We start from the raw sequence: 24,754 nt of genomic DNA on the forward strand, positions 1-24,754 counted from the left end.
GAAACTCCTAACGCTTGTGGCCAGTGTCCAGCTTGCGCTCCAGATGCATGGAGTAGCGGGACATACCGAAACAGAAAATCCAGAACACCAGGGCGGCGAACACGTAGCCCTCGGTGGCCATGCCCAACCAGGCAGGGTCTGCGGCTGCTTGCTTGACGCTGTTGAGCAGGTCGAACAGGCCGATGATGATCACCAGGCTGGTGTCCTTGAACAGGGCAATGAAGGTGTTGACGATGCCGGGGATCACAAGCTTCAGCGCCTGCGGCAAGATCACCAGCCCCATCGAGCGCCAGTAGCCAAGGCCCATGGCCGCGGCGGCTTCGTACTGGCCCTTGGGGATGGCCTGCAGGCCGCCGCGCACCACCTCGGCGATGTACGCCGACTGGAACAGGATCACACCGATCATCGCCCGCAGCAGCTTGTCGAAGCTCATGCCTTCTGGCAGGAACAACGGCAGCATCACCGACGACATGAACAGTACGGTGATCAGCGGTACGCCCCGCCAGAACTCGATGAAGGTTACGCACACCACTTTCACGGCCGGCATCCTCGAACGCCGGCCCAGTGCCAGCAGGATGCCCAGCGGCAAGGCGCCGACGATGCCCACGGTGGCGATCACCAGGGTCAGCATCAGCCCGCCCCACTGGCTGGTCGGTACGCTTTCCAGGCCCAGATACCCCCCGTGCAGCAGGGTGTAGGCCAGCACCGGGTACAGCACCAGGAAGCCCAGGCCGTAGAAGGCTTTGCGCGGGAAACGCTTGATGAACAGCGGCGCGGCGCCGAGCACGGCAAGCCACACGGTCAGGTCCACACGCCAGCGCAGTTCAGTCGGGTAATAACCGTACATGAACTGGCCAAAGCGCTGCTGCACGAACACCCAGCAGGCGCCTTCCTTGGTGCAATCGGCGCGCGTGGTGCCAACCCAGTTGGCATCGATCAACGCCCACTGCAGTAACGGCGGCACGATCAGCCACACCAGGTAGATGGCGAACAGGGTCAACAGCGTGTTAAGCCAGCTGGAGAACAGATTGGCACGCATCCATGCGAGCACGCCGACGGTTTTCACCGGTGGCGGCATATCGGGTTTGAAAACATGGGCATTCACGGGCGTATCCTCACCGCTCGATCAGCGCAATGCGCTTGTTGTACCAGTTCATCAGCAGCGAAATGCTGATGCTGATGGCGAGATAGACACTCATGGTGATGGCGATCACCTCGATGGCCTGGCCGGTCTGGTTGAGCACGGTACCGGCGAACAGCGAGACCATCTCCGGGTAGCCGATACCGGCCGCCAGCGAAGAGTTCTTCGCCAGGTTCAGGTACTGGCTGGTCAGCGGCGGAATGATCACCCGCAGTGCCTGGGGGATGATCACCTTGCGCAGGGTCGGGCCCTCGCGCAGGCCCAACGAGCGCGCGGCTTCGGTCTGGCCATGACTGACCGAACGGATGCCGGAACGCACGATTTCGGCGATGAAGGCTGCCGTATAGATAGTCAGCGCCAGGGTCAGCGCCAGCAGCTCGGGGATCAGCACCCAGCCCCCGACGAAGTTGAAGCCCTTGAGCTGCGGCATGTCCCAAGTTACCGGGCTGCCGAACAACAGCACGCTCAGGCTCGGAATGGCGATGAACAGCAGCAGCCCCGCCCAGAACTTGTGGAACGGCACGCCCGTCTCGTTGAAACGCTTGTTGGCGTAGCGCACCATCAGGGCAATAGCAGCAATGGCCAGCGCCAAAGCCACCACAAATGGCCAGAAGCCATCGGCTATGGACGCGCCAGGCATGTTCAAGCCACGGTTGCTGATGAAGAACATGTCCTCGATGTTGATGCTGCCCCGCGGTCCCGGCAGGGTCAGGAACACGGCGAAATACCAGAACAGGATCTGCAACAACGGCGGAATGTTGCGGAAGGTTTCCACATAGACGGTCGCCAGCTTGTTGATCATCCAGTTCGGTGACAGGCGAGCCACACCGATGATGAAGCCCAGTATCGTCGCCAGAATGACGCCGATGAAGGTCACCAACAGCGTATTGAGCAGGCCGATGACGAACACCCGCGCATAACTGTCGGATTCCACATAGGGGATCAGGTGCTGGGCGATACCGAAGCCGGCACTGCGGTCGAGGAAGTCGAAGCCCGAGGTGATGCCCCGGTGTTGCAGGTTGGTTTGCGTGTTGTGGAACAGGTACCAGCCCAGGCCGACCACGAAGACGATCGTGAGGATCTGGAACAGCCACGCGCGCACACGCGGATCGTTAAGGGACAAGCCCTTGGGTGCGCCGATTTGATTTTGCATGAAGTGCCCCGGACAGTAGGGATTCGAACAGCCTGCGGCGGCGGGATGCCGCCGCAGGGTGCAGCCATCAGCGCACTGGAGGCGCGTACTGGATGCCGCCGTTGTTCCACAGGGCGTTCATGCCACGGTCGATCTTCAAGTCAGTGCTCTGGCCCAGGTTCTTCTCGAACACTTCGCCATAGTTACCCACTTGCTTGACGATCTGCACTACCCAGTCTTTGGGCAGCTTGAGGTCCTTGCCATACTCGCCATCCGCACCCAGCAGTCGGGCGACATCCGGGTTCTTGGTGGCCTTGGCCTCGGCCTCGACGTTCTTGGAAGTGATGCCCGCTTCTTCGGCATTGAGCATGGCGAACAGGGTCCACTTGACGATGCTGAACCACTCCTCGTCGCCTTTACGCACTACCGGGCCCAGCGGCTCCTTGGAGATGGTTTCCGGCAACACCACGTATTCGGTCGGCGCGGCCAGCTTGGAGCGCTGGGCGAACAGCTGCGATTTGTCCGAAGTCAGCACGTCGCAACGGCCCGACTCCAGCGATTTGGCGCTCTCGTCAGAGGTGTCGAAGGTAATCGGGGTGTACTTCAGGCCATTGGCGCGGAAGAAGTCCGACACGTTCAGCTCGGTGGTGGTGCCGGCCTGGATGCAGATGGTCGCGCCATCGAGCTCCTTGGCGCTGGAAACGCCGAGCTTCTTGTTGACCAGGAAGCCGACGCCGTCATAGTAGGTGACACCCGCGAACACCAGGCCCATGCCGGCATCGCGCGAGCTGGTCCAGGTGGTGTTACGCGACAGTACGTCGACCTCGCCCGACTGCAGGGCAGTGAAGCGTTCCTTGGCGTTGAGCTGGCTGAACTTGACCTTGGTGGCATCGCCGAACACGGCGGCGGCCACGGCGCGGCAGACATCGGCATCGATGCCGACGATCTTGCCCTGCGCATCAGGTACCGAGAAGCCTGGAAGACCGTCGCTCACGCCACACTGGACGAAGCCCTTCTTCTTTACCGCATCGAGGGTGGCGCCGGCCTGGGCAGTGCTCACGGCGCCCAGCGCGGCGGCAGCGGTCAGGACTGCCAGGGTGGTTTTCAACATCTTCATTCACAACCTCCAAATCGCTCTTGTTGTATCGAGCCGGAATTGCACCGCACCCTTTTGAGGCGTATCCGACCCGTATTGGCTTGTTATTGGGTCAATTGGCGCAATGGACTGTTCTGTGACAGCCTTCGCGTGCAGAGGGTGTTACCGTCACGGCCTGCCCTTTGCATCACAGGTTTAGTTGCAAACCGCGTACCAAATTTTCTGGCTGTAGCGTTTAAGCGCTCGTCAAGTAGGAAAAGTTGTATCGTTGCGACATTCTTTTTCCGACAATCATTTCCGGTGCTTTCTTTTCACGCACGCCATAACAAGACCCGCACACTTTCGGAGCAGTCATGACCAACCCGCTGATTCTCGAACCACAGAAAACCGCTGACGCCTGTGTGATCTGGTTGCACGGTCTGGGGGCCGACCGTTACGACTTCCTACCTGTGGCCGAATTCATGCAGGAGCGCTTGCTCAGCACACGCTTCATCATGCCCCAGGCACCGACCCGCCCCGTGACCATCAACGGCGGCTATGCCATGCCCAGCTGGTATGACATCAAGGCCATGACCCCGGCCCGTGCCATCGACGAAGCGCAGCTGGAAGAATCTGCCGAGCAGGTGGTTGCCCTGATCAAGGCCGAACAGGCCAAAGGCATCGACCTGACGCGGATCTTCCTGGCCGGCTTCTCCCAGGGCGGCGCGGTGGTGCTGCACACTGCCTATATAAAGTGGCAGGAAGCACTGGGCGGGGTGATCGCCCTGTCCACCTATGCCCCCACCTTCAATGACCAGCACCAGTTGAGTGCCTGCCAGCAACGCACCCCGGCCCTGTGCCTGCATGGCGTGCATGACTCGGTGGTCATCCCGTCCATGGGCCGTACCGCCTTCGAGTACCTGAACACCTGGGGCGTCGCTGCCCGCTGGTACGAATACCCGATGGAACACGAAGTGGTGGTCGAAGAACTGAACGATATCCACGACTGGCTGAGCAAGCAGCTGCAATAGGCAGCCTCGCTTGTAGTTGTGGGCGTATTCCGCTACGCCGCGCCCGGATCTTGCATTACACTGCCCGGCGTACATTCCTTAATCAGTTGATGAGACGACCGTGCTCAAAGCACTCAGAAAAATATTCGGCAAGGGAGAGGCCGCACCACAAGCCGCCGCTCCTGCTGCCAGCGTGACGCCGGAAGCCCGGCCCGCGGCAAAACCGGCCGCACCCCATGCCAACCCCGCCCCCAAGGCTGAGCAACCTGCCGCCGCGACGCCACCTGCCGATCAACCGGCCAAGGACAAACCGCGCCGCGAACGCAAGCCCAAGCCACAGGCCAGCCTGTGGAAGCCCGAAGACTTCGTGGTCGAGCCGCAGGAAGGCAAAACCCGCTTCCACGACTTCAAGCTGTCCAACGAGCTGATGCACGCCATCCACGACCTGGGCTTCCCGTACTGCACGCCGATCCAGGCGCAGGTCCTGGGTTACACCCTGCGTGGCCAGGACGCCATCGGCCGGGCCCAGACGGGCACCGGCAAGACGGCCGCCTTCCTGATCTCGATCATTTCCCAGTTGCAGCAGACGCCACCGCCTAAAGAGCGCTACATGGGCGAGCCGCGGGCGCTGATCATCGCCCCCACCCGCGAGCTGGTGGTGCAGATCGCCAAGGACGCCGCTGCCCTGACCAAGTACACCGGCCTGAACGTGATGAGCTTCGTCGGTGGCATGGACTTCGACAAGCAGCTCAAAGCCCTGGAAGCGCGCCACTGCGATATTCTGGTGGCTACGCCGGGCCGCCTGCTGGACTTCAACCAGCGTGGTGAAGTGCACCTGGACATGGTCGAGGTGATGGTGCTTGACGAAGCCGACCGTATGCTCGACATGGGCTTCATCCCCCAGGTCCGCCAAATCATTCGTCAGACACCGCCTAAAAGCGAGCGCCAGACCCTGCTGTTCTCCGCCACCTTCACCGACGATGTGATGAACCTGGCCAAGCAGTGGACCACCAACCCGGCCATCGTCGAGATCGAGCCGGAGAACGTGGCCAGCGAAACGGTGGAGCAGCACGTGTATGCGGTGGCCGGCAGCGACAAGTACAAACTGTTGTACAACCTGGTGACCCAGAACAAGTGGGAACGGGTGATGGTGTTCGCCAACCGCAAGGACGAAGTGCGGCGCATCGAGGAAAAGCTGGTACGCGACGGTATCAATGCGGCCCAGCTGTCGGGCGACGTGCCGCAGCACAAACGCATCCGAACCCTGGAGAGCTTCCGCGAAGGGCGCATCACCGTGTTGGTCGCCACCGACGTGGCCGGGCGTGGGATCCATATCGATGGCATCAGCCACGTGATCAACTTCACCCTGCCGGAAGACCCTGACGACTACGTGCACCGCATTGGCCGTACCGGCCGTGCCGGCACCAGTGGTGTATCGATCAGCTTTGCCGGTGAGGATGACTCGTATCAGCTGCCGGCGATCGAAGCGCTGCTGGGGCGCAAGATCAAGTGCGAGATGCCGCCGGATGAACTGCTCAAGCCGGTGCCGCGCAAGCATCACTGACCTTCAGCGGGCTACACGCGCCCTGTGGGAGCGGCCTTGTGCGGCCCAATCGCCACACAAGCCCCCCTGTAGGAGCGGGTTTACCCGCGAATACGGTAGTGGCGGCAACGGTGAACGGCGGGTGGAGATTGGCCAGCAGGGCCGGCCCTTTCGCGGGTAAACCCGCTCCTACAGGCGACCGGTGGCGCCTTGATTACCAGCGCCCCGCCGCATCCTGGTCACTCTGCCGCCCCTCCACCCACCTTGGCCCTTCCTGAGTATTCTCCTTCTTCCAGAACGGCGCCCGGGTCTTCAGGTAGTCCATGATGAAGTTGCAGGCATCGAACGCCGCCTGCCGATGGGCACTGGCCACCCCCACGAACACAATCGGTTCGCCCGGTTCCAGCGCACCGATGCGGTGCAGCACCTCCACCTTCAATAGCGGCCAACGCTGCTCGGCCTCGACCACGATCTTGGCCAGGGCCTTTTCGGTCATGCCCGGATAGTGTTCGAGGAACATCCCCGCCACTTCGCGGCCATCGTTGAAATCCCGCACATAGCCGACAAAACCGACCACCGCGCCCACGCCCACATTGGCTGCATGCATGGCATTGGTCTCAGCCCCCGGGTCGAACGCGCCTTCCTGCACTCGCACAGCCATGTTCAGCCTCCGGTCACCGGTGGGAAGAACGCCACTTCATCGCCCTCTTCCAGCGGTTCATCGAGCTTGCACAGCTCTTCGTTGCGCGCGCACATCAGGTTCTGCTCGGCCAGCACTTCATACTGCCCGCCCTTGGCAACCAAGGCCTGGCGCACATCATCGAGCACCTTGAACGCCCCCTCCACCCGCTCGGCATCCACGCCCAACAGTTCGCGGTAACGGGCGAAGTACATCACTTTGACCTTCATCACGCCTCCACCTTGTAGTGGCCACTCTTGCCACCGAGTTTTTCCAGCAGGCGCACCTGCTCGATGACCATACCTTTATCCACAGCCTTGCACATGTCATAGATCGTCAGCGCGGCCACGCTGGCGGCGGTCAGCGCCTCCATCTCCACACCGGTCTGCCCGGCCAGCTTGCAGCGGGCGACGATGCGCACGGCATCCTGCCCCTCGGCGCTGAGCTCGACCTTGACGCTGGTGAGCATCAGCGGGTGGCACAGCGGAATCAGGTCGCTGGTTTTTTTCGCCGCCTGTATCCCGGCAATGCGCGCCACGGCGAACACGTCACCCTTGGGGTGTTCGCCGTCGACGATCATCTGCAAGGTCTGCGGCAACATGCGCACCCGCGCCTCGGCGGTAGCCTCGCGCTCGGTCACGGCCTTTTCAGTGACGTCGACCATGTTGGCCCGCCCCTGGGAATCAAGATGTGTCAGCACTGCTCTGCTCCTGTGAAGGGAGTTCGCAGTGTAAACCTGTGGGTCAGGTTTGAGCAGAGGTATGTGTCGGCAGGTTTGGCCTCTTCGCGGGCACGCCCGCTCCCACAGGAGCTCCACGGCCTCGAATCAAGTGGAGTTCCTGTGAACGGGCGCGTCCACGAAGAGGCCGGGCAGTAATCTGCCCGGCTACAGGGTTTACAAATGAGACTCGGCGTACTCGGCCAGCACCGAGCGAGGCACGCCCTGCAGGGTGATGTGCACGCCATGGGGGAAGTCCTTGAAGCGCTCGGTCAGGTAGGTCAGGCCCGAGCTGGTCGCGGACAGGTAGGGGGTGTCGATCTGCGCCAGGTTACCCAGGCAGACCACCTTGGACCCGGAGCCGGCACGGGTGATGATGGTTTTCATCTGGTGCGGCGTCAGGTTCTGGCACTCGTCAATCAGGATCAGGCTCTGCTGGAAGCTACGGCCACGGATGTAGTTCAGCGACTTGAACTGCAGCGGCACGCGCTCAAGGATGTATTCGACGCTGCCATGGGTGCTTTCGTCATCCATGTGCAAGGCTTCGAGGTTGTCGGTGATGGCGCCCAGCCACGGCTCCATCTTCTCTGCTTCGGTACCCGGCAGGAAGCCAATCTCCTGATCCAGCCCCTGCACGCTGCGGGTGGCGATGATGCGCCGGTAGCGCTTGCTGACCATGGTTTGCTCGATGGCCGCAGCCAGTGCCAGGATGGTTTTACCGGAGCCGGCGGCGCCGGTCAGGTTCACCAGGTGGATATCCGGGTCCAGCAGGGCGAACAGCGCCAGGCTTTGATGAATGTCGCGTGGTTTCAGGCCCCAGGCTTCCTGGTGCAGCAAAGGCTCCTGGTGCAGGTCGAGTAGCAGCAGTTCGTCGTCACGAATGCCCTTGATCCACCCGACGAAGCCCTGCTCATCGATGATGAACTCGTTGACGTGCACGGCTGGCAGGTTGTCGATCATCTGTACCCGATGCCAGGTGCGGCCGCGCTCCTGGCGGGTATCGACCTTGCTCACGCGGTCCCAGAACGAGCCGGTGACCGAATGGTAGCCCTTGGACAGCAAGGACACGTCATCGACCAGTTGGTCGGTGCTGTAGTCCTCAGCCGCTATACCGCAAGCGCGCGCCTTCAGGCGCATGTTGATGTCTTTGGTGACCAGCACGACGTCCAGGTCGGTGCGCCGGGCCCGGACTTCGAGCAACTGGTTGATGATGATGTTGTCGTTGAGGTTTTCCGGCAGCAGCTTGTTCGGCTCGTTGCGCGGGGTCATCAGGATGGACAGGAACCCCTTGGGGCCGCTCTTGTTGCGCTGGATCGGTACGCCCTGCTCGACATCGCTGGGCGAAGCGTCACCGAGGGTCTGGTCTATCAGGCGGATGGCCTGGCGGCATTCGGCGGCGATGCTCTGTTTGCCGGTCTTGAGCTTGTCGAGTTCCTCCAGCACCGTCATCGGGATGGCGACATGGTGCTCCTCGAAGTTCAGTAACGCGTTAGGGTCGTGAATCAGGACGTTGGTATCGAGCACATACAGGATTGGCTTGCTGGAGGAAGGGTTGCGTCCTTGGTCATCCATACTCGGTCACCTTATGTCGAAGCCACACGGCGTGGTCTGTTACGCCGCAGAGTGACTGCCGCTGTCCCCGTATCCGCGTTGTTACGGGCGGGAAGCGAACCTGGCTAGGTGGGCCTGGATGACGCCACCTGTGCTGCAGGAATCGGCTGTCTGGTTTCTTCATACCGCAAAAACCATGACCGAAAAAAGCACTTTTACGCATTTTTGAAGTTTATTTTTCCGATTGACGAAGAGGCCTTGGCGCCAGCGTCAGAGGGGACTACGCTCAGAAGTCATACCCTCTATTCGCGGTATCCATATTCCCGGCAATCCTCCCAGCCGATGCCGCTTTGCGCGGTATTGCGCAGCAGCCAATCCACCGCCGGCTGCGCCTTGGGAAGGCTGTCATGAAACTGGATCACGCCCTTGCGCCACAACAACATCAGGGTCAATACGCGCTGTGCGGATGCCTCTGCGCTCAATGCACCGTCATCCTGGGCATCGATGTCCCACAACGATACCCGCAACTGCTGGCGGGCCATGAACGCCTCGCCGTCAGCCCGGCGCTGGCCATAAGGTGGACGGAACAGCGGCACATACTGCTCGGGTAGATCAGCCTGCACCCGCGCCTGGCTGCGCCGCAGCGAATCCTGCCAGTCGGTCCACTGCGCATGGGAGCGGTACTCCCACCCCTGGATACCCACGCACTGCCCGTCATAGAGCTGGCGCAAGGCGTTTGCCGAGGCACCATCACGGCGTTGCTGCAAGCGGTTACCAAGCGTGAAGAACGTGCCTTCGAGCTTTTGCCGGCGCAGGTAATCGGTGAGTAGATCCGTACTGCCCCCCTCGGGCCCGGGCCCGCCGACAAAGGTCAGCAGGAACATGCGGTCGTTCAGTTCGTCACCCTTGCGCTCACGCGAAGACAGCCGCTCGATTTCGCTGCTGGTCTGCGGCAGCAACGCCGCCTTGCGCAGTTGCTCGTCCAGGTAGCGGACATGGAACTGGTGGCTCGGCTCGATCCAGCCGGTATAGAACGCACCGACATCGGCAGCGAACGTCGCCGCTTGTGTGCGCAACTCCGCCATGGACGTAACCGGGTAGCAGAATGATGCATCCTGCTCACAACTGCGCTGCGCCTGTTGATACCCCTCCCACAACCGCTGCCACATGCGCGCCCGAATCTGGCGCACCTTCTGCAGATTGATCTGCCGCAACCCCAGCCGGGCCGCCAGGCTTGCGTCATCCAGCAACTCGCTTTCGTGCAGCGCTTGAGCGAACGAAAGGATTTCTGCCCGAGAGGCCACATCGAACAGCGCCGGGCTGTCCAGCTGTTCGGGCCACAGGCTGCGGTCCAGGCTGACCTGGGGTGAAGGGGCGGCTTGCACGGCCAGGCTCAGCAGGCCGGCCAGCAAGGCAGAAGCAATGCGCACAGTGGAAGGCTCCGCAACGACAAAACGCGAACTATAGCGTCTGCACCGACCATGGGCTGTGACTATCGTCGCCATAGTTTGGACTTGTACCGCCCACCCCGTAGAATCCTCGGCCAACGATGCCAGGAGCCGACCCGATGCTGACGGTGATTTCCCCCGCCAAGACCCTCGACTACGACACCCCGCCAGTGACCGAGCGTTTCACCCTGCCCCAGTACCTGGATGAATCCCAGGCCCTGATCCAGCAGCTGCGCGAACTGTCGCCGGCGCAGATCAGCGAGCTGATGCACCTGTCCGACAAGCTCGCCGGCCTGAATGCTGCGCGCTTTGGCAGCTGGACCCCAGACTTCACCCCGGCCAATGCCAAGCAGGCGCTGCTGGCGTTCAAGGGTGACGTGTACACCGGCCTCGATGCCGAGAGCCTGAGTGAAGACGACTTCAGCTACGCTCAGGGCCACCTGCGCATGCTCTCGGGCCTATATGGCCTGCTGCGCCCGCTCGACCTGATGCAGCCCTACCGCCTGGAGATGGGCACCAAGCTGGCCAACGCCCGCGGCAAGGACCTGTACGCCTTCTGGGGCACGCGCATCAGCGAATGGCTGAATCAGGCCCTGGCCGACCAAGGCGATGACGTGCTGTTGAACCTGGCCAGTAACGAGTATTTCAGTGCAGTGAAACGCAGTGCACTGAAGGCCCGGGTAATCAACGTCGACTTCAAGGACCAGAAAAACGGTCAGTACAAGATCATCAGCTTCTACGCCAAGAAAGCCCGCGGCATGATGAGCCGCTTCGTCATCCAGCAGCGCATCAGCACCCCGGAACAGCTCAAGCAGTTCGATGCTCAGGGGTACTACTACAGTGCCGAGCAGTCCAAGCCAGACCATTTGGTGTTCCTGCGCGATCACCCCGCGGAGTGAGCCTGTCACGCCCTCTTCGCGGCTGAAGCCGCGAAGAGGTCAGCCGCCGTGATCCGCCTCTGCCCTGCAACAGGGCACGCTGCAAACCGCCATCACGCCACGAATCCGACGCCAAAAATCCGTCGCACCTCCCTTTATCGCCAAACGCCATAAGACCGTTCATACCTTTTTTGACGAATTCTGAAAAAATTTTTCAGATGCTGGCATAAAAATATCTCGCAACAGTTACGTCCTTTATACACGGGGGTGAAACACCCGCGTGCTATCAATTTGAAACTGTCCGCAACTGAATAAATATTTAGAAATCTTTCATTCGGGCGAAACTGGCTCAGGAACTTCTGCCAAAGCCAATCGCTCATAGTGCCGTAACGATTTTCCTGCCTACGGGCTGTGAGAGATGACTTACAGATGACAGCAGCGGGTATCCACTGCCCGCCATGAGAAAATCGACAGGGATCACGGAAACCTCCGAAGACCTTGTCCATGCAGGAGAGACGCGCCCCTTACAAATCGTCCTAGTGGTTGATTTCAAAGGATTTATTCACTTGAAAAAACAAGCACAGCAACGCGCCAAGTAGCGCATTGCAATAAAGACGGCTGCATTTCAGGGCACGTTTTTTAATGAATGGCTATTGAGTGCCAACTTTGAGCGCATAACTTTTTGCGTTCCGGATTTATTTTGCCTGCGCTCGGCGAAGTGTGCATTCGCCATGGATCCGTGCGCCCGAAAACTGTTGTTAATCAACCCAGCCCGGCTCTCTGCGGAGGCGTCGGCGTGATAAACACATGAGGTGATAGCGATGCGTATCAGCATCTTTGGTTTGGGTTATGTGGGTGCAGTCTGTGCAGGCTGCCTGACGGCGCGTGGCCATGAAGTGATCGGTGTGGACGTGTCCAGCACCAAGATCGACCTGATCAACCAGGGCAAGTCGCCCATCGTCGAACCTGGCCTGGAAGCACTGCTGCAACAGGGCATCGCCAATGGCCGCCTGCGCGGCACTACCGACTTCGCCGAAGCCATCCGTGCCAGCGATGTGTCGATGATCTGCGTGGGCACCCCCAGCAAGAAAAACGGCGACCTGGGCCTGGAGTACATCGAGTCCGTGTGCCGCGAAATCGGCTACGTGCTGCGTGACACCACCCGCCGTCACACCATCGTGGTGCGCAGCACCGTACTGCCTGGCACCGTCAAGAACGTGGTCATCCCGATCCTCGAAGACTGCTCGGGCAAGAAGGCCGGCGTCGACTTCGGCGTGGCGGTCAACCCGGAATTCCTGCGTGAAAGCACCGCGATCAAGGACTACGACCAGCCACCGATGACAGTCATCGGCGAACTGGACAGCGCCAGCGGTGACATCCTCCAGGCCCTGTACGAAGAGCTCGACGCCCCGATCATCCGCAAGCCGATCGAAGTGGCCGAAATGATCAAGTACACCTGCAACGTTTGGCACGCCACCAAGGTCACCTTCGCCAACGAAATCGGCAACATCGCCAAGGCCGTGGGCGTCGATGGCCGCGAAGTGATGGACGTGGTCTGCCAGGACAAGGTCCTCAACCTGTCCCAGTACTACATGCGCCCTGGCTTTGCCTTCGGCGGCTCTTGCTTGCCCAAGGACGTACGCGCCCTCACCTACCGCGCCGCCAGCCTCGATGTCCGTGCACCGCTGCTCGACTCGCTGATGCGCAGCAACGAATCGCAGGTGCAGAACGCCTTCGAGCTGATCGAAGCCCACGACAAGCGCAAGGTCGCCCTGCTGGGCCTGAGCTTCAAGGCCGGCACCGACGACCTGCGCGAAAGCCCGCTGGTGGAACTGGCCGAGCGCCTGATCGGCAAGGGCTACCAGCTGGACATCTACGACGAGAACGTCCAGTACGCCCGTGTTCACGGCGCCAACAAGGACTACATCGAGTCGAAGATCCCGCACGTGTCGTCGCTGCTCAACGCCAACTTGCAGCAGGTGATCGACAACGCCGACATCATCGTCCTCGGCAACCGTGACGAGCAGTTCCGTGCGCTGGCCCTGCAAGCGCCAGCCGGCAAGCAGGTGATCGACCTGGTCGGCTTCATGAACAAACCGACCAGCACCACCGCCCGTACCGAAGGCATCTGCTGGTAAGTGCCCGGCCGGGCAGCGATGAGGCACTCGACAAGAGCCGCCTCCTCGCTGCCCACCCTTTCCCGAATTCTCGACGGATGCTGAACATGCAAAGGCTCCAGACAGTGCTGTTGCAGTGCGCCGGGTGGCTGCTCTACATGAGCCTGCTCATGCTGATCGCCCTGGCCCAGCCAGCTGATATCTTCGACTCGCAGTCTAAGCACTTCATCTTCCTGGTCGGCGCAGTCGGCATCTGGCGCTACTCCATGGGCGCCACCCATTTCATCCGCGGCATGATCTTCCTCTACGGCGTGTACCCGTACCTGCGCCGCAAGGTGCAGAAAATGGGTAATGCCACCGACCCGTCGCATGTCTACCTGATGGTCACCAGCTTCCGTATCGAAGCGCTGACCACCGCCCAGGTGTACAGCTCGGTGATCCGCGAGGCGATCAACTGCGGCTTCCCCACCACCGTGGTCTGCTCGCTGGTGGAAATGTCCGATGAACTGCTGGTGAAGAGCCTGTGGGCCAAGTACAACCCGCCGGCCCACGTGAAGCTGGACATCGTGCGTATCGCCGGTACCGGCAAGCGTGATGGCCTGGCCTACGGCTTCCGCGCCATCTCGCGCATGCTGCCGGACGAGAACGCCGTGGTGGCGGTGATCGACGGTGACACCGTGCTGGCCGACGGCGTGGTGCGCAAGACCGTGCCGTGGTTCAAGCTGTTCCCCAATGTAGGCGGCCTGACCACCAATGAATTCTGCGAAGTGCGTGGCGGCTACATCATGAGCGAGTGGCACAAGCTGCGCTTCGCCCAGCGCCACATCAACATGTGCTCGATGGCCCTGTCCAAGCGCGTACTGACCATGACCGGGCGCATGTCGATGTTCCGCGCCAGCGTGGTGACCAACCCCGAGTTCATCGCCGACGTCGAAAGCGACTCGCTGATGCACTGGCGCCTGGGCCGCTTCAAGTTCCTTACCGGGGACGACAAGTCCAGCTGGTTCAGCCTGATGCGCCTGGGCTACGACACCTTCTACGTGCCGGACGCCGCCATCAACACGGTCGAGCATCCGCCGGAAAAAAGCTTCCTCAAGGCCAGCCGCAAGCTGATGTACCGCTGGTACGGCAACAACCTGCGGCAAAACTCACGGGCACTGGGCCTTGGCCTGCGTCGCCTGGGGCTGTTCACCAGCATCGTGTTGTTCGACCAGCGCGTGTCGATGTGGACCAGCCTGCTGGGCCTGACCGTGGCGGTAATCGCCAGCCTCAAGTTCGGCATGGCCTTCTTGCTGGTGTACCTGCTGTGGATCGGCATTACCCGCCTGATCCTCACCATCATGCTGCTGTGCTCCGGCCACAACGTAGGCCCGGCCTACCCGCTGATTCTCTATTACAACCAGATCATCGGCGCGCTGATGAAGATCTACGTGTTCTTCCGCCTCGACAAGCAGTCGTGGACGCGTCAGCCCACTGCCCTCAAGCGTGACCTCGCCAGCTTTCAACAATGGTTCAACACCTGGTCCTCGCGGACCATGACCTTCTCGGCTGCCAGCATCTTCGTTGCTGTGCTGTTCATGGTCGTGTGAGCCCAACCCGGATCGGATCTAACAGGAACAAACCACCATGAATACCGCCGTGAACGTCAATGTCGTGCATGAGTCCGAAGCCCAGCGCCAACACGCCCGGGTACGCATTCCCGCCAAGCTGCGGTTCCTGGACGCCCAGCGCCAGGTCCACGAAGTCAAGGTCGAAGACCTTTCTGCCGGCGGTCTGAGCTTCCACACCAAGCAACCGCAGTCGGTGGGCGATGTGCTGCGCGGGCGCCTGCAGTTCGTGGTCGACAACCTGGGCCTGTCGATCGACATCGAGTTCCAGGTGCGCTCGTACAACCCGGACAATGGCCGTATCGGTGCGCAGTTCCAGAACCTTGAACCTCGCGACATCGCCACGTTGCGGCACATCATCACCAGCCACCTGTCGGGTGAGCTGATCAGCATCGGCGACGTCCTCAGCACCCTGCAGCGTGACAACTTCACCAAGGCGCGCAAGCAGAAGGACGGTGGGTCGGGCCTGAGCGCCTTCGGCCGCTTCAAGGCAGTCACCGTCACTCTGGGCGTGTTCGTGGTCGGCGTTGCGGCCTTCGGCTTCGTCGCCAAATCGTTGTATGGCATGTATTTCGTCAGCCACGCCGAAGCCGGTGTGGTCGCAGTGCCGACCACCAACGTCACCATGCCGCGCGACGGTACCGTAAGCAGCCTGGTCGAAAGCGGTGGGCAGATCGCCAAGGGCGCGCCATTGGCCAGCTTCACCACCAGCATGCTGGACATGCTCAAGGGCAACCTTGAAGACGCACAGCTGGAGCCGGCGAAGATCGAGGAACTGTTTGGCAAGCAGCTGTCCGGCACCCTCACCAGCCCCTGCGATTGCGTGGTCGCGCGCCAGTTGGTGGACGACGGCCAGTACGCCGCCAAGGGCCAGCCGATCTTCCAGCTGATCCCACGCACCACCACCCCGATGGTCGAGGCGCGCTTCAGCTACCGCCAGTTCGACGAGGTCAAGCCGGGTACCCGGGTCAACTTCCAGGTGGCCGGCGAAGACGAAGTGCGCACCGGTCAGATCGTCAGCAGCGCCAGCCTCAACAGCGAAGACCTGTCCTCCGACATCCGCGTGCAGATCAAGCCAGACACTGGCCTGCCCGCCGAACTGGCCGGCCGCCCGGCCTCGGTCAACAGCGACCGCGGCCCATCGCTGAACTGGCTGATCGACAAAGCCGTGGCCCGTGGCCTGTGAGGGACGGACAATGATCTCTGATACCTACAAGGTCCGCGTGAACCTGGGGTTGTGTGCACTGGCCGCCGCCATCACCCTGGCCGGCTGTGCCGGCCTGCCCGACCAGCGCCTGGCCAACGAGGCCCTGAAGCGCGGTGACACGGCATTGGCCGAGCGCAACTACAAGGCGCTGGCCGACCTGGGCTACAGCGAAGCGCAAGTCGGCCTGGCGGACATCAAGGTGGCCACCCGCGACCCCTCGCAAATCAAGGAAGCCGAGGCCACCTATCGCGCTGCGGCCGCCACGTCGCCACGCGCCCAAGCGCGCCTTGGCCGCCTGCTGGTGGCCAAGCCGGACAGCACCCAGGCCGAACGTGAGGAAGCCGAAACCCTGCTCAAGCAGGCCGCGAAACAGGGCCAAAGCAATACCCTGATTCCGCTGGCAATGCTCTACCTCAGCTACCCGCAGAGTTTCCCCAAGGTCAACGCGCAGCAGCAGATCGACCAGTGGCGCGCCGCCGGCAACCCGGAAGCGGGCCTGGCCCAGGTGCTGCTGTACCGCACCCAGGGCACCTATGACCAGCACCTGGGTGAAGTGGAAAAGATCTGCAAGGCCGCGCTGAACACCACCGACATCTGCTACGTCGAACTGGCCACCGTGTACCAGAAACGTGGCCAGGCCGATCAGCAAGCCGCCCTGCTCGGCCAGCTGAAATCCGCCTATGCCCGTGGCGCCGTACCGGCCACCCGGGTTGACAGCGTGGCCCGGGTGCTGGCCGATCGCAGCCTTGGCCAGACCGACGAAAAAACCGCCAAGGAGCTGCTCGAGCAAGTAGCCCCGGCCAACCCGGCGTCCTGGGTCAGCCTGGCACAGCTGGTATACGACTTCCCCGAACTGGGCGACACCGACCAGTTGATGGCTTACATCGACAAAGGCCGCGAAGCTGAACAACCCCGCGCCGAACTGCTGCTGGGCCGTCTGTACTACGAAGGCAAAACCCTGCCAGCCGACGCTCAAAAAGCCGAGCAGCACCTGCAAGCTGCTGCCGAAGCCGGTGAGATCAGCGCCCATTACTACCTGGGCCAGCTTTACCGCCGCGGCTACCTGGGCAATGTCGAGCCGCAGAAGGCCGTCGACCACCTGCTGGCCGCCGCCCGTGGCGGGCAGAACAGCGCCGACTATGCCCTGGCCCAGCTGTTCAGCGAGGGCCACGGCATCCGCCCGCAACCGGGCAACGCCTGGGTGTTCGCCCAGCTGTCGCAGGCCAACCCGACGCCGCAATCAGCCGAACTGCTGCAGCAGCTCGACCAGCAACTGACACCTGATCAGCGCAACCAGGCCCAGCAACTGCTGGACCAGGAAAAGCGTGCACGCGGCAGCCTGGCGCAGGGCGCGAATAGCACCCTGGCCCTCGAAGCCCTGCAAGACGACGAAAAAGAAGTAGACGGTGAGGACTCGCTATGACGCTCAATCCCTTCGTGAAAGCCGGCATCGGCCTGAGCTTCGCCCTGCTGTGGTCCTGCCCGACCCTGGCGGAAATGACCGCTGAAAAAAACTTCGGCCTGGACGTGAAAATCACCGGCCAGTCGGAAGACGACCGTGACCTCGGCACCCGCTCTGGCGGCGACGTCAACGGCCTGGGCCTGGATCTGCGCCCGTGGGTGTATGGCGAGCGCGGTAACTGGAGTGCCTACGCCATGGGCCAGGCGGTCGCTGCGACCGACACCATCGAAACCGACACCTTGCGCCAGAACGACGACGGCACCAGCACCGACACCGGCGACGACAGCCGTCAACCAGACAAAAGCTACCTGGCCATGCGCGAGTTCTGGGTCGGCTACAGCGGCCTTACCGCCTACCCAGGCGAGCAACTGCGCTTCGGTCGCCAGCGCCTGCGCAGCGACGATGGCATGTGGCGCGATACCAACATCGAAGCGCTGAACTGGACCTTCGATACCACCTTGCTCAAGGCCGACCTGGGCGTCGCCCAGCGATTCAGCGAATACCGCACCGATCTCACCGAACTGGCGCCGGAAGACAAGGACCGCACCCACATCTACGGCAACGTCGCCACACAGTGGACCCCTGGCCACTGGGTTGGCCTGCGCGCTCACCACACACATGACAGCGGCAGCCTGAAGAACCCCGGCGAAACGGTCGACGCGCTGGACAAGACCCGCACTGGCGACCTTACCTGGCTGGGCCTGGAGGCCAACAGCGACGCCTACAACTGGCGCAACGACCACACCGTGAATTACTGGGGCAGCGTCACCTGGCTGACCGGTGACCGCGACAAGCTGAGCACCCAGCAGGTGGGTGACGACCAGGTCGCCACCGGCAAGCAGAGCGGTGACGTCAACGCCTGGGCAACCGACCTCGGTATCCGCCTGCGCCTGGACCCGCAATGGCAGGTCGGCGCTGCGTACGCCCGCGGTAGCGGCGGCGGCGGCGATGACGGCTCGAACAACTTCGAGCAGACCGGCCTGGAGAGCAACCGCTCCAACTTCACCGGCACCCGCTCGCGCGTGCACCGCTTCGGCGAAGCGTTCCGCGGCGAACTGGGCAACCTGCAGGCCGCCACCCTGTTCGCTTCGTGGCAGCTGCGCGACGACTACGACGCCAGCCTGATCTACCACAAATTCTGGCGGGTCGATGGCAACCAGAACATTGGCTCCAGCGGCATCAACGCGGTGGTCGACGACAACGGCGTGAACCGTCAGCTGGTCGACGGCGAGAAGGACCTTGGCCAGGAAATGGACGTGGTCGTGACCAAGTACTTCAAGCAAGGCCTGCTGCCGGCTTCGATGAGCCAGGCAATCGACGAGCCGTCAGCCCTGGTGCGCCTGCGTGCCGGTGTATTCAAGCCGGGCGACGCCTACGGCAAGGAAACGGACTCGTACATGCACCGCGCCTTCGTCGACGTCATCTGGCGCTTCTGAGGCCGGTAGGGGACTGACCGTGATGAACCTTCACCCGCACTTACGTCACAGCCTGTTGGCCAGTGCCTTGCTGCTGGCAAGCGGCCTGGCCACTGCCGCAGAGCCCCAGGTGATCGCCAAGGAGCTGCAGCAGGCCAAGACCTATACGGTGGCCAGCGCACCGATCGAACCGCTGCAGATGGACCCGCCAAAGCTGCCCGACCTCACCGGTTTCACGGCCGAGGCGGTGCAGAAGAAAATCGACCGCCGCCACAAGGGCAAGGTCAGCCTGCGCCGTATGTTCCAGGAGGACACCCTCAAGGAGTTCGTCGGCGGCGACAACAAGGCCGCCGAGTGGGTGCAGCGCCAGCACGGCATTCCGCAGGCGATCTTCGTCGATGACGGCCATGTCGACCTGACCGAGTTGAGCAAGAAGGTGCCCAAACAGTACTTCAGCGAAGTCGAGCCAGGGGTTTACCTGGCCCGCCTGCCGATCGTGGTCGGGCAAAAGGGCATCCTCGAGATCGACGGCAAGGTCAAACAGCTGCGCCTGTCCCAGGAGGGCGGCGCATTTCTGGTCAATGACGGCAAGCTGTTCGTAACCGACACCCAGGTGACCGGCTGGCGGGAAAAGGACAACGGCCCGGCGACCTTCCGCTCGCCCAAGGAATTCCGCCCGTTCCTGCTGTCGTGGGGCGGCACCGAGACCTACATCGTCAATACGAAGATGGCCAGCTTCGGCTACGCCAAGTCCAAGTCGTATGGCGTGAGCATCTCGCAGTACACGCCGAACATGGCCAAGCGCATGGGCCGCCCGGAGCCCACCGGCTGGATCATCGGTTCGGAGTTCAGCGACATGTGGTACGGCTTCTACTGCTACGAAACCCAGGACTTCGTGATCAAGGACAGTACCTACCGCGACAACATCGTCTACGGCATCGACCCACACGACCGTTCGCATCGCCTGATCATCGCCGGCAACACGGTGTACGGCACCAAGAAGAAGCACGGCATCATCGTTTCGCGTGAGGTCAACGACAGCTGGATCATCAACAACAAGAGCTACGACAACAAGCTCTCAGGCGTGGTGATCGACCGTAACAGCGTCAACAACCTGGTGGCCTACAACGAGATCTACCGCAACCACACCGACGGCATCACCCTGTACGAAAGCGGCGACAACCTGATCTGGGGCAACAAGCTGGTCAACAACCGCCGCCACGGCATCCGCGTGCGTAACAGCGTGAACATCCGCCTGTACGAAAACGTCGCCATGGCCAACGGACTGGTCGGCGTATACGGCCACATCAAAGACCTGTCCGACACCGACCGCGACATCGCCCTCGACCCGTTCGACACCAAGGTGTCGCTGATCGTGGTGGGTGGCGAGCTGTCGGCCAACGGCTCCGGCCCGCTGTCGATCGACTCGCCGCTGTCGGTCGAGCTGTACAAGGTGTCCATGCTCGCCCCGCGCAAGGCCAGCGGCATCAGCCTCAATGGTGTGCTGGGCGAGCGCCAGGACGAAATCCTCGACCTGCTGGTACGCCAGCAGAAGGCTGTGCTGATCGACCCGGTCGAACGCCAGACCGAAATGATCGATTAAGGAAGCCCAGACCATGACTCCACACCTGATGAAACTGCTGGGCCTGTCCGCCGCCCTTCTGGCAATCAGCCAGGGCGTGCGCGCCGAAGACGTCAAGGCCCCGACCTTCAGCGCCGAGCCCTGCTGCCAGTTGTGCCCTGAAGCGCACGATGCAAGCCGCTACACCACCCGCTATCAGCAAAACTTCACCACGCTGGTGCAGGCCCAGGGCGACTGGCTGTTCCGCACCCGCGAAGACCTGCGCACCGAGTTCAACACCACCCCAGCCGGCTACAAACGCCTGCAGCAAGTGCACGACGCGTTCAAGAAACGTGGCGTGGAACTGGTGGTGGTGTACCAGCCGACCCGCGGCCTGGTGAACCGCAACATGCTCAACCCGGCGGAAAAAGCCGCGTTCGACTACCAGAAGGCCCTGGGCAACTACCAGGCCATGCTCAAGCGCTTCGCCAGCATGGGTTACAACGTGCCCGACCTGTCACCGCTGACCAACGAGCAACTGGCCGCCGCTGACCAGGGCAAGGACTTCTACTTCCGTGGCGACCAGCACTGGACGCCGTACGGTGCCGAGCGCGCGGCGAAGATCGTGGCCGACACCGTGCACAAGATGCCGGCCTTCGAAGGCATCCCGCGCAAGGAATTCGAGACCAGGAAGTCCGGGCGCATGGGCAAGACCGGCACCCTGCACAACGTTGCCGGCCAACTGTGCGGCACCAGCTACGCCGTCCAGTACATGGACCAGTTCGCCACCGAGCCGAAAGGCGCGAGCGGTGGCGACGACCTGTTCGGTGACAGCGGCAATGCGCAGATCACCCTGGTCGGTACCAGCCACAGCGGCAAGAACTACAACTTCTCGGGCTTCCTCGAGCAATACATCGGCGCCGACGTGCTCAACGTCGCCTTCCCAGGCGGTGGCCTGGAAGGGTCGATGATCCAGTACCTGGGCAGCGAGGAATTCCAGAAGAACCCGCCGAAGATCCTGATCTGGGAATTCTCCCCGCTGTACCGCCTGGACCAGGAAACCATCTGGCGGCAAATCCTTGGCCTGCTCGACGACGGCTGCGACGACCGCCCAGCCCTGATGAGCGCCAGCACCACCCTCAAGCCTGGCAAGAACGAGCTGATGGTCAACGGCAAGGGCGGCGTGATCAAAGACCTGATCAACCGCAACCTGCAGATGGACGTCAAGTTCGAAGATCCCTCGGTGAAGGTGTTGCAGGCCACCCTCTGGTACCTCAACGGCCGCCACGAGGACATCAAGCTGGAAAAACCGGAAACCTCCGACACCGACGGCCGCTTCGTCTTCCAGATGCGCGAAGACGAGGACTGGGCCAGCCAGCGCCTGCTCGCGTTCGAGGTACAGGGGCCGGAAAGCGGCACCCAGAAGGTCGAAGCCAAGCTCTGCAAACGCAACAACTTCGCCGTGCCTGCGCAGACCGCGCAGGCAGGCCAGTGAGGCGACCCATGACCCTTTTCAAACGAATTTCCAGCCCCGCCCTGCTCGCGTTGGCCTTGTTTGGTGGTGCCGCGCACGCCGCGCTGGTACCGCCGCAGGGTTACTACCAGGGGATCGAAAAGCTCAAGGCCGGTGATGGTAATTTCCGCTGCGAAGCGGCGCCCCAGCCATACACCGGCCCGCTGCAGTTTCGCAGCAAGTACGAAGGCTCGGACAAGGCACGGGCAACGCTCAACGCTGCCTCGGAAAAGGCCTTCCGCAAGTCGACCGAAGACATCACCACGCTGGAGAAAGGCGTGAGCAAGATGGTCGGCCAGTACATGCGCGACGGCCGCCCGGCGCAACTCGACTGCACCCTGACGTGGCTGGGCACCTGGGCACGCGCCGGTGCATTGCTGTCCACCGACTACAACCATACCGGCAAGTCGATGCGCAAATGGGCGCTGGGCAGCATGAGCGGTTCATGGTTGCGGCTGAAATTCTCCAACTCGCAGCCGCTGGCCGCACACCAGGCCGAGGCCGACCTGATCGAAAAATGGCTCACCCGCCTGGCCGAGCAGACTGTGCGTGACTGGAGCGACCTGCCGCTGGAGAAGATAAACAACCACAGCTACTGGGCGGCCTGGTCGGTCATGGCTACCGCCGTCGCCACCGACCGTCGCGACCTGTTCGACTGGGCCGTGAAGGAATACAAGGTCGGCGCCAACCAGGTGGATGACCAGGGCTTCCTGCCCAACGAAATCAAGCGCCAGCAGCGCGCGCTGGCCTATCACAACTACGCCTTGCCGCCGCTGGCGATGATTGCCAGCTTCGCCCAGGCCAATGGCGTCGACCTGCGCGCCGAGAACAACTTCGCCTTGCAGCGCCTGGGTGAAGGCGTGCTGGCCGGCGCCCGCGACCCCAGCCACTTCAAGGCGCGGGCGGGCAAGAAACAGGACATGACCGACCTCAAGGTTGACAGCAAGTACTCCTGGCTCGAGCCCTGGTGTGCGCTGTACCACTGCGTTGGCGACACGCTTGAGCGCAAGCACGACATGCAGCCGTTCAACAGCTTCCGGCTGGGCGGCGATGTGACGCGGGTCTACGACCCGAGTGCAGAGAGCAAGAAATGAATTGACCCCCATTGCGGGGGCGGAACCTGTGGGAGCGGGCTTGCCCGCTCCCACAGGGATCTAAGTTGCCTTCCAGCCTTGCACTGGGGGGTTTGGGGGGCGCTTTGCCCTGGATGCTGTGAACAAATTAGGAGAACCGGGATGGTCTTCTCGTCCAACGTGTTCCTGTTCCTGTTCTTGCCGATCTTCCTCGGCCTGTACTACTTGAGCGGGCAACGTTATCGCAACCTGCTGCTGCTGGTCGCCAGCTACATCTTCTACGCCTGGTGGCGGGTGGACTTCCTGGCACTGTTCGCCGGCGTCACCCTGTGGAACTACTGGATCGGCCTGAAAGTCGGTGCCGCCGGTGTGCGCACCAAGCCTGCGCAGCGCTGGCTGCTGCTCGGCGTGGGTGTCGACCTGGCAATCCTCGGCTACTTCAAGTACGCCAACTTCGGCGTCGACAGCCTGAACGCGATCATGACGTCGTTTGGCCTGGAGCCATTCATTCTGACCCACGTGCTGCTGCCGATCGGTATCTCGTTCTACATCTTCGAGTCGATCAGCTACATCATCGACGTATACCGCGGTGACACCCCGGCTACCCGCAACCTGATCGACTTCGCAGCGTTCGTGGCGATTTTCCCGCACCTGATCGCAGGCCCCGTGCTGCGCTTCAAGGATTTGGTCGACCAGTTCAACAACCGCACCCACACCCTGGACAAGTTCTCCGAAGGCTGCACCCGCTTCATGCAGGGCTTCATCAAGAAAGTGTTCATCGCCGACACCCTGGCCGTGGTCGCCGACCACTGCTTCGCCCTGCAAAACCCCACCACGGGCGATGCCTGGCTCGGCGCCCTGGCCTACACCGCACAGCTGTACTTCGACTTCAGCGGCTACAGCGACATGGCCATCGGCCTGGGCCTGATGATGGGCTTCCGCTTCATGGAAAACTTCAAGCAGCCCTATATCAGCCAGTCGATCACCGAGTTCTGGCGGCGCTGGCATATCAGCCTGTCGACCTGGCTGCGCGACTATCTGTACATCACCCTGGGCGGTAACCGCAAAGGCACCTTCAATACCTACCGCAACCTGTTCCTGACCATGCTGCTGGGCGGCCTGTGGCACGGTGCAAACTTCACCTACATCATCTGGGGCGCCTGGCACGGCATGTGGCTGGCCATCGAGCGCGCGTTGGGCCTCGACACCAACCCGCAGCGCTTCAACCCGGTGAAGTGGGCCTTCACCTTCCTGCTGGTGGTAGTCGGTTGGGTGATCTTCCGCGCCGAAAACCTGCATGTGGCCGCCCGTATGTACGGCGCGATGTTCAGCTTCGGCGACTGGCAGCTGTCGGAGCTCAACCGCGCCCAGCTCACCGGTCTGCAGGTGGCCACCCTGGTCATCGCCTACCTCACCCTGGCGTTCTTCGGCCTGCGCGACTTCTACCGCAATGCCAGGCCGACGCCCAAGGCGACCCCGGTGCAGGTCAACGCTGACGGCTCGATCGGCCTGGACTGGACCCGGGTGATGACCCGCGCACTGATCCTGCTGCTGTTCGTCGCCTCGATCCTCAAGCTTTCGGCGCAAAGCTACTCGCCGTTCCTTTACTTCCAGTTCTGAGGTT

The 24,754-nt window shown here is 62.1% G+C and carries 20 protein-coding genes; 12 read left to right on the top strand and 8 right to left on the bottom strand.

Annotation, left to right across the window (positions count from 1 at the left end; all coding sequences use genetic code 11):
* Nucleotides 1–7 precede the first annotated feature (7 nt).
* The 3 genes from LU682_RS24890 to LU682_RS24900 all read right to left on the bottom strand — a co-directional run bounded on the left by LU682_RS24890 (nucleotide 8) and on the right by LU682_RS24900 (nucleotide 3,390).
* Complete coding sequence (locus LU682_RS24890; protein WP_010952426.1) at nucleotides 8–1,105, bottom strand: amino acid ABC transporter permease; 1,098 nt, start codon at nucleotides 1,103–1,105, stop codon at nucleotides 8–10.
* A gap of 10 nt (nucleotides 1,106–1,115) precedes the next feature.
* Nucleotides 1,116–2,294: an amino acid ABC transporter permease gene (locus LU682_RS24895; protein ID WP_010952425.1), complete on the bottom strand. Its 1,179-nt coding sequence runs from the start codon at nucleotides 2,292–2,294 to the stop codon at nucleotides 1,116–1,118.
* Nucleotides 2,295–2,361: 67 nt separating this feature from the next.
* Nucleotides 2,362–3,390, bottom strand: coding sequence for an amino acid ABC transporter substrate-binding protein (locus LU682_RS24900; protein ID WP_010952424.1), 1,029 nt, complete (start codon nucleotides 3,388–3,390; stop codon nucleotides 2,362–2,364).
* A gap of 332 nt (nucleotides 3,391–3,722) precedes the next feature.
* On the opposite strand from LU682_RS24900, the gene LU682_RS24905 reads away from it, so the two are divergent.
* Entirely contained in the window at nucleotides 3,723–4,379 is a 657-nt protein-coding gene (locus LU682_RS24905; RefSeq protein WP_010952423.1) for an alpha/beta hydrolase, read from the top strand.
* Between the two features lie 100 nt (nucleotides 4,380–4,479).
* Complete coding sequence (rhlB, locus tag LU682_RS24910; protein ID WP_010952422.1) at nucleotides 4,480–5,922, top strand: ATP-dependent RNA helicase RhlB; 1,443 nt, start codon at nucleotides 4,480–4,482, stop codon at nucleotides 5,920–5,922.
* A 193-nt stretch (nucleotides 5,923–6,115) separates the two neighbouring features.
* On the opposite strand, the gene moaE is transcribed toward rhlB, so the two are convergent.
* The 5 genes from moaE to LU682_RS24935 form a co-directional block, all read right to left on the bottom strand.
* On the bottom strand, nucleotides 6,116–6,562 hold the full coding sequence (gene moaE, locus LU682_RS24915) for a molybdopterin synthase catalytic subunit MoaE (protein WP_010952421.1): 447 nt from the start codon (nucleotides 6,560–6,562) through the stop codon (nucleotides 6,116–6,118).
* A gap of 2 nt (nucleotides 6,563–6,564) precedes the next feature.
* Entirely contained in the window at nucleotides 6,565–6,810 is a 246-nt protein-coding gene (gene moaD / locus LU682_RS24920) for a molybdopterin converting factor subunit 1 (protein ID WP_003251777.1), read from the bottom strand.
* The gene (gene moaC, locus LU682_RS24925) at nucleotides 6,810–7,280 is read right to left on the bottom strand and encodes a cyclic pyranopterin monophosphate synthase MoaC (protein ID WP_003251775.1); all 471 of its coding nucleotides are present in this window, start codon (nucleotides 7,278–7,280) and stop codon (nucleotides 6,810–6,812) included. Before moaC ends, moaD begins: the two co-directional genes overlap by 1 nt.
* Before the next feature lie 195 nt (nucleotides 7,281–7,475).
* Nucleotides 7,476–8,870, bottom strand: a complete 1,395-nt coding sequence (locus tag LU682_RS24930; protein ID WP_003251772.1) for a PhoH family protein — start codon at nucleotides 8,868–8,870, stop codon at nucleotides 7,476–7,478.
* Between the two features lie 281 nt (nucleotides 8,871–9,151).
* Nucleotides 9,152–10,279: a polysaccharide deacetylase family protein gene (locus LU682_RS24935; RefSeq protein ID WP_049587329.1), complete on the bottom strand. Its 1,128-nt coding sequence runs from the start codon at nucleotides 10,277–10,279 to the stop codon at nucleotides 9,152–9,154.
* Nucleotides 10,280–10,416: 137 nt separating this feature from the next.
* On the opposite strand from LU682_RS24935, the gene yaaA reads away from it, so the two are divergent.
* The 10 genes from yaaA (at nucleotide 10,417) to LU682_RS24985 (ending at nucleotide 24,750) form a co-directional block, all read left to right on the top strand.
* Complete coding sequence (gene yaaA, locus LU682_RS24940) at nucleotides 10,417–11,196, top strand: peroxide stress protein YaaA (RefSeq protein WP_010952418.1); 780 nt, start codon at nucleotides 10,417–10,419, stop codon at nucleotides 11,194–11,196.
* An 800-nt stretch (nucleotides 11,197–11,996) separates the two neighbouring features.
* Nucleotides 11,997–13,313 carry a nucleotide sugar dehydrogenase gene (locus tag LU682_RS24945; RefSeq protein ID WP_010952417.1) on the top strand — a complete coding sequence of 439 codons (1,317 nt, stop codon included), beginning with the start codon at nucleotides 11,997–11,999 and terminating at the stop codon, nucleotides 13,311–13,313.
* 86 nt (nucleotides 13,314–13,399) lie between these two features.
* Nucleotides 13,400–14,881, top strand: a complete 1,482-nt coding sequence (locus LU682_RS24950; protein ID WP_232857031.1) for a glycosyltransferase family 2 protein — start codon at nucleotides 13,400–13,402, stop codon at nucleotides 14,879–14,881.
* Between the two features lie 37 nt (nucleotides 14,882–14,918).
* On the top strand, nucleotides 14,919–16,085 hold the full coding sequence (locus tag LU682_RS24955; protein ID WP_010952415.1) for a PilZ domain-containing protein: 1,167 nt from the start codon (nucleotides 14,919–14,921) through the stop codon (nucleotides 16,083–16,085).
* 10 nt (nucleotides 16,086–16,095) lie between these two features.
* The gene (algK, locus tag LU682_RS24960; protein WP_049587327.1) at nucleotides 16,096–17,529 is read left to right on the top strand and encodes an alginate biosynthesis TPR repeat lipoprotein AlgK; all 1,434 of its coding nucleotides are present in this window, start codon (nucleotides 16,096–16,098) and stop codon (nucleotides 17,527–17,529) included.
* On the top strand, nucleotides 17,526–19,004 hold the full coding sequence (locus LU682_RS24965; RefSeq protein ID WP_010952413.1) for an alginate export family protein: 1,479 nt from the start codon (nucleotides 17,526–17,528) through the stop codon (nucleotides 19,002–19,004). The genes algK and LU682_RS24965 overlap by 4 nt, the downstream gene beginning before the upstream one ends.
* A gap of 22 nt (nucleotides 19,005–19,026) precedes the next feature.
* Nucleotides 19,027–20,586 (top strand): mannuronan 5-epimerase AlgG, encoded by a 1,560-nt coding sequence (gene algG / locus LU682_RS24970; protein WP_003251754.1) that lies wholly within the window; start codon nucleotides 19,027–19,029, stop codon nucleotides 20,584–20,586.
* A 13-nt stretch (nucleotides 20,587–20,599) separates the two neighbouring features.
* The gene (locus tag LU682_RS24975) at nucleotides 20,600–22,039 is read left to right on the top strand and encodes an alginate O-acetyltransferase AlgX-related protein (RefSeq protein ID WP_010952411.1); all 1,440 of its coding nucleotides are present in this window, start codon (nucleotides 20,600–20,602) and stop codon (nucleotides 22,037–22,039) included.
* Between the two features lie 8 nt (nucleotides 22,040–22,047).
* Complete coding sequence (locus LU682_RS24980; protein ID WP_232885692.1) at nucleotides 22,048–23,151, top strand: mannuronate-specific alginate lyase; 1,104 nt, start codon at nucleotides 22,048–22,050, stop codon at nucleotides 23,149–23,151.
* Between the two features lie 141 nt (nucleotides 23,152–23,292).
* A complete protein-coding gene (locus LU682_RS24985) occupies nucleotides 23,293–24,750 on the top strand; it encodes an MBOAT family O-acyltransferase (RefSeq protein ID WP_010952409.1) in 1,458 nt (485 codons plus the stop codon).
* Nucleotides 24,751–24,754 lie beyond the last annotated feature (4 nt).

The organism is Pseudomonas alloputida, from assembly GCF_021283545.2.
GTDB classification, from domain to species: Bacteria; Pseudomonadota; Gammaproteobacteria; order Pseudomonadales; family Pseudomonadaceae; genus Aquipseudomonas; species Aquipseudomonas alloputida.

Bases quoted from the DNA above. Each gene is read 5' to 3' on its own strand.
- LU682_RS24895 (WP_010952425.1), bottom strand. From the start codon at position 2,294: ATGCAAAATCAAATCGGCGCACCCAAGGGCTTGTCCCTTAACGATCCG.
- LU682_RS24900 (WP_010952424.1), bottom strand. From the start codon at position 3,390: ATGAAGATGTTGAAAACCACCCTGGCAGTCCTGACCGCTGCCGCCGCG.
- LU682_RS24905 (WP_010952423.1), top strand. From the start codon at position 3,723: ATGACCAACCCGCTGATTCTCGAACCACAGAAAACCGCTGACGCCTGT.
- moaE (WP_010952421.1), bottom strand. From the start codon at position 6,562: ATGGCTGTGCGAGTGCAGGAAGGCGCGTTCGACCCGGGGGCTGAGACC.
- moaD (WP_003251777.1), bottom strand. From the start codon at position 6,810: ATGAAGGTCAAAGTGATGTACTTCGCCCGTTACCGCGAACTGTTGGGC.
- LU682_RS24930 (WP_003251772.1), bottom strand. From the start codon at position 8,870: ATGGATGACCAAGGACGCAACCCTTCCTCCAGCAAGCCAATCCTGTAT.
- yaaA (WP_010952418.1), top strand. From the start codon at position 10,417: ATGCTGACGGTGATTTCCCCCGCCAAGACCCTCGACTACGACACCCCG.
- LU682_RS24945 (WP_010952417.1), top strand. From the start codon at position 11,997: ATGCGTATCAGCATCTTTGGTTTGGGTTATGTGGGTGCAGTCTGTGCA.
- LU682_RS24950 (WP_232857031.1), top strand. From the start codon at position 13,400: ATGCAAAGGCTCCAGACAGTGCTGTTGCAGTGCGCCGGGTGGCTGCTC.
- LU682_RS24955 (WP_010952415.1), top strand. From the start codon at position 14,919: ATGAATACCGCCGTGAACGTCAATGTCGTGCATGAGTCCGAAGCCCAG.
- algK (WP_049587327.1), top strand. From the start codon at position 16,096: ATGATCTCTGATACCTACAAGGTCCGCGTGAACCTGGGGTTGTGTGCA.
- LU682_RS24965 (WP_010952413.1), top strand. From the start codon at position 17,526: ATGACGCTCAATCCCTTCGTGAAAGCCGGCATCGGCCTGAGCTTCGCC.
- algG (WP_003251754.1), top strand. From the start codon at position 19,027: ATGAACCTTCACCCGCACTTACGTCACAGCCTGTTGGCCAGTGCCTTG.
- LU682_RS24975 (WP_010952411.1), top strand. From the start codon at position 20,600: ATGACTCCACACCTGATGAAACTGCTGGGCCTGTCCGCCGCCCTTCTG.
- LU682_RS24980 (WP_232885692.1), top strand. From the start codon at position 22,048: ATGACCCTTTTCAAACGAATTTCCAGCCCCGCCCTGCTCGCGTTGGCC.
- LU682_RS24985 (WP_010952409.1), top strand. From the start codon at position 23,293: ATGGTCTTCTCGTCCAACGTGTTCCTGTTCCTGTTCTTGCCGATCTTC.